We start from the raw sequence: 4685 nt of genomic DNA on the forward strand, positions 1-4685 counted from the left end.
AGCTTTTTTATAATCCATTATAGAAATACCTTGGTTTCTTACCAATATACAGAAGTTTGCAAGGGTTTTCAAACCCCCATATTTTTAATTAAGTCTAAATAATTTATGATCTATTATGAGTCATATAAATCCAAAACTCTTTGTGTGTATAACCTTTATTTAAAAAATATATTTGAAGTATCATCACTCTGTAGAGAGTAATAAGCATCTTTGCAAAAGGTATAAAAAGGCTAAGACTTACTAGAAGAGATTGTTTTTTATCTCCCTTTGATTCTATCATTTCTTGCATACCAACATTTTTACTAAGATATATCCCAAAAAGTATTGAGAATAAGAAGTTTAATATAAGTCCAAAAATTATATATGCCACAAAGTCTTGTTCGTTCATTCCAGCTATCATATTTTTCCTTATTATTTAGTAATGAATTTTATCAAAATAATTCTTTTTTATTCATAAGCTTTTATTTTGCTTTTTGTGTAAAAGGTTCCAAAAGGAATAAGAGAAGCTACAAAAAAGATAATATTTTCACTAAACGCCCATTTACTGTCTATCCATGCTTTTACTAAAAGTAGACAAAAAAGCATAAACAATACACCATGAATCATACCTGCAATTTTAACTGCCATTGGATATCCAAAAGCATATTTCATAGGCATCGCTACGAATACTAGAAGTAAATAAGAATATCCTTCTATTGAATTAACAAGTCCGAACTTTTTTACACTGTTTTTCATAATTTTTATCTTTTTGTTTAATTTATGATGGAAGTATATAATCAAAAAGTAACAATTGCACAACTTTGAAAAATTACAAAAGAATAGAAAACTTCGTTTAAACATCTTTACACTATACTTTTTTTGAAAATTGTAACAAAGGTAAATCTATGGAAACTAACCTAATAGTAGAAGGTTTTAAGTTTATGGGATTAGGAATGGGAACTGTTATCCTATTCTTAGTTATTATGATAGTGTGCATGAATATAATGTCATATGTTGTACATAAGTTTTTCCCTGAACCACAAGTGAGTTTAGAACCAGCAGTTAATACAGCTCAAAATAAAAAGATAGTTGCCGCAATCACAGCAGCAATATCTCATCATAGACAAGGTTAAGGATTATAATGGCTAAAAAATTTATAGATGTGATGGATACGACTTTTAGAGACGGTTTCCAATCAGTTTTTGGTGGTCGTGTGCTAATGAACGATTTCTTTCCAGCAGTAGAAGCAGCTAAAACTGCAGGAATAAATCACTTTGAATTTGGTGGTGGAGCAAGATTTCAATCTTTATACTTCTACCTAAGAGAAGATGCTTTTGAGATGATGGATAAATTCCGCGAAATCGTTGGACCAGATGCAAACCTTCAAACTTTAGCTCGTGGTGTAAATACAGTAATGTTAGACACTGGTAGCAAAGACTTAATTGACCTTCATGCTAAAATGTTCAAAAAGCATGGTACAACTACAGTTAGAAACTTCGATGCACTTAACGATGTTGAAAACTTGAAATATTCAGGTGAAAGAATTGCTCATCATGGACTTAAACATGAGATAGTTGTTACAATGATGGACTTACCTCCAGGATGCCATGGTGCACACACAACAGAATTTTATGAAAAAACACTTCGTGAAATTTTAGATAGTGGAATTCCTTACAGCAGTATCTGTTTTAAAGATGCTTCTGGTACTTCAAATCCTCAAAAAGTATTTGATACAATTAAAATGGCTCGTGGTTTAGTTCCAGAGGGAACACACTTACGTCTTCACACTCATGAAACTGCTGGTGTATCTGTTTCTGCTTACATGGCAGCTTTAGAAGCTGGTGTTGATGGTATTGATATGGCAGCTGCTCCAGTTTCTGGTGGTACAAGTCAACCTGATATTTTAACTATGTTACATGCAACTAAGGGAATGGATTATGACCTTGGTGGTTTAGAGATAGGTAAGATTTTAACATACGAAAAAGAGTTACAACACTGTTTATCTGATTATTTCATGCCTCCTGAAGCGACAATGGTTTCTCCAATTATTCCATTTTCACCAATGCCAGGTGGTGCATTAACTGCAAATACTCAAATGATGCGTGATAACGATATCTTAGATAAATTTCCAGAAGTTATAGCTGCTATGCAAGAAGTTGTAGAAAAAGGTGGATATGGTACATCTGTAACTCCTATCTCTCAATTTTACTTCCAGCAAGCACTTAACAATGTTATGCAAGGTCCTTGGAAAGCAATCGCTCCAGGTTATGGAAAAATGGTACTTGGTTATTTTGGTAAGACTCCTGTCTCTCCAGATCCAGAAATTGTCAAAATTGCATCTGAAAAATTAGGACTAGAACCAACAACAGAAAAAGTTCTTGTACTAACAGATGCAGATGAAAGTAAATCTTTAAAGACTTGGATTAACAAGCTCAAAGAAGAAGACATAGAAATAACTGAAGAAAATATATTTATCGCAGCCGCTTGTCAAGAGAAAGGTCTTGCTTTCTTAAAAGGCAAAGGTGAGTTAAATGTTAGAAAAATATCTCAAATGAAAAAAGATTGTGAAGGAAGTTCAAATATGGGTAATGGAAATTATACAGTAGTTGTAGATGGTCAAAAGTTTAGTGTTCAAGTTGCAGAAGGTGATGCTAATATTCAAGTAACAGCAGTTGATGGAGAAAGTGTAGCTCAAGCTCCAGTAGCAGCAGCTTCTGGTGATGAAGTTTCTATTAAAGCTCTTCTTCCAGGTAATGTCTGGAAAATTGTTGCTAATCCAGGTCAAAGCGTAAATGAAGGTGATGTTATCATGATCTTAGAGTCTATGAAAATGGAAATTGATGTTGTTGCACCTCGTGGTGGTATTGTTAAAACTATTAATGTTGCGACAAACGACAAGGTAGTAGAAGGTCAAGTCGTAGCAGTATTAGGATAAGTATATGAAATTTTTTGTTATTAAATTACTAACACTTATGCTATTAAGCTTTGGTGCATTACATGCAAGTGCAAGTGCTCCTGCATCAAGTGAAGCTTTATCGGCTCATCAAGAGGAGACTTATAAAACTAAACCTTTTTCTGAAATGGTTGGTGGTTTTTTAAAGTCAACTGGTATTAATGCCTTTATGAATCCTGATCCAAATGAACTTAATGCTCATGGTGAAAAAATGAGTGACTTTTATAAGTCATGGGGTCGTTTAATTATGATTCTGCTTACATTTTTTCTATTTTGGTTAGCAATTAAAAAAGGTTTTGAACCATTATTACTACTACCAATTGCTTTTGGTGGTCTTTTAGCCAATATTCCAGTTGCAAATATTGCTGGTGCACATGGATTTCTAGGTGTAATTTATAGTATGGGTCTTTCTAATGAAATGTTCCCAATTATCATTTTTATGGGTGTTGGAGCTATGACTGACTTTGGCCCTCTTCTTTCAAACCCTAAAACAGCACTTCTTGGTGGAGCTGCACAGTTTGGTATATTTGGAACACTTGTTGGAGCTGTTGCCCTTACTCAATTAGGTTTTGCAGACTTTACTCTTCAACAAGCAAGTGCTATTTCTATTATTGGTGGAGCTGATGGCCCAACATCTATTTTTATTGCGACGAAACTTGCACCTGAACTTTTAGGAGCAATTGCAGTTGCATCTTATTCATATATGGCGATGGTTCCTCTTATTCAACCTCCAATTATGAAAGCATTAACAACTGAAGCAGAGCGTAAGATAAAAATGACTACTCTTCGTCATGTGTCACGCTTAGAGAAATTAGTTTTCCCTGTAATGGTTCTTACTCTTGCTATCTTAGTGTTACCAGAGTCAACACCACTAATTGGCGCATTTATGTTTGGTAACTTTTTAAAAGAGTCAGGTGTTGTTGAGCGTCTTAATGACACTCTTCAAAATTCATTAATAAATACTGTAACTATTTTCTTGGGTCTTGGTGTTGGTTCTAAACTAGCAGCTGACCAGTTCTTAGTTCCAGATACTATGTTTATTATGGCTCTTGGTGTTATTGCATTCTCTGTAGGTACTGCCTCAGGTGTAATTATGGCTAAGATTATGAATATGTTTCCTGGACATAAGGTTAATCCATTAATCGGTTCAGCAGGTGTATCTGCTGTTCCTATGGCAGCTCGTGTATCAAATAAAGTTGGTATGGAATATGACCGTTCTAACATGCTTCTTATGCATGCTATGGGTCCAAATGTTGCAGGTGTTATCGGTTCAGCAGTTGCTGCCGGTGTGCTTATTTCTTTATTTCAATAAGTAATTATATAGTTATTTCTATTCATCCTTTTTGGATGAATAGAAGAATCTCTCTTTATTAAAAAAATTCAATTTCTCCAGACTCTAGTTCTCCCTCTGTAAATATTGATATGATTTGACGTATGCTAAGCGTTGTTGGGTCATGAATATGGTGAGAATTTTTCATTGCAATACTCTCAACACTAAATCTCTCTACATAACGATTCATATCTGAACTTACTGCATCGAAAAGACTAAATACACTGTCGCTATCGCTTTTTAAAACATTCATAAATTCATCAGGATAATTATTTAATGCTGTTGATAATTCATCCATACTAGCAGAAAGAGAGTCTAAATATGGCGCCAATTCTAAAATCAAGTGCAATTTTTTGAAAGTAAGTTGAAAGATAGGATTAATCGATAATCTGCTAATCTTATTCGACCAAAAACAAAGAAGTA

Annotated in this window: 5 protein-coding genes and 1 pseudogene; 3 read left to right on the forward strand and 3 right to left on the reverse strand. The window is 33.9% G+C overall.

Annotated features, from left to right (window positions below):
* Positions 1 to 103: 103 nt before the first annotated feature.
* Entirely contained in the window at positions 104 to 400 is a 297-nt protein-coding gene (locus QZZ48_RS14065) for a hypothetical protein (RefSeq protein WP_294966888.1), read from the reverse strand.
* Between the two features lie 47 nt (positions 401 to 447).
* The gene (locus QZZ48_RS14070) at positions 448 to 735 is read right to left on the reverse strand and encodes a DUF3817 domain-containing protein (protein WP_294966889.1); all 288 of its coding nucleotides are present in this window, start codon (positions 733 to 735) and stop codon (positions 448 to 450) included.
* A gap of 149 nt (positions 736 to 884) precedes the next feature.
* Here QZZ48_RS14070 and QZZ48_RS14075 point away from each other — a divergent pair, with 149 nt between their 5' ends.
* From QZZ48_RS14075 to QZZ48_RS14085, 3 genes are read left to right on the forward strand one after another with little or no spacing between them, the layout of a single operon-like run.
* Positions 885 to 1112 (forward strand): OadG family transporter subunit, encoded by a 228-nt coding sequence (locus QZZ48_RS14075; protein ID WP_294966890.1) that lies wholly within the window; start codon positions 885 to 887, stop codon positions 1110 to 1112.
* A gap of 8 nt (positions 1113 to 1120) precedes the next feature.
* Complete coding sequence (locus QZZ48_RS14080) at positions 1121 to 2914, forward strand: biotin/lipoyl-containing protein (RefSeq protein WP_294966891.1); 1794 nt, start codon at positions 1121 to 1123, stop codon at positions 2912 to 2914.
* Between the two features lie 4 nt (positions 2915 to 2918).
* Positions 2919 to 4244 (forward strand): sodium ion-translocating decarboxylase subunit beta, encoded by a 1326-nt coding sequence (locus tag QZZ48_RS14085; protein ID WP_294966892.1) that lies wholly within the window; start codon positions 2919 to 2921, stop codon positions 4242 to 4244.
* A 58-nt stretch (positions 4245 to 4302) separates the two neighbouring features.
* On the opposite strand, the pseudogene QZZ48_RS14090 reads toward QZZ48_RS14085, so the two are convergent.
* Positions 4303 to 4685, reverse strand: a pseudogene (locus QZZ48_RS14090) (response regulator); the annotation flags it as partial.

The sequence above is a fragment of the Sulfurimonas sp. genome, assembly GCF_016744025.1.
Lineage (GTDB): Bacteria > Campylobacterota > Campylobacteria > Campylobacterales > Sulfurimonadaceae > Sulfurimonas.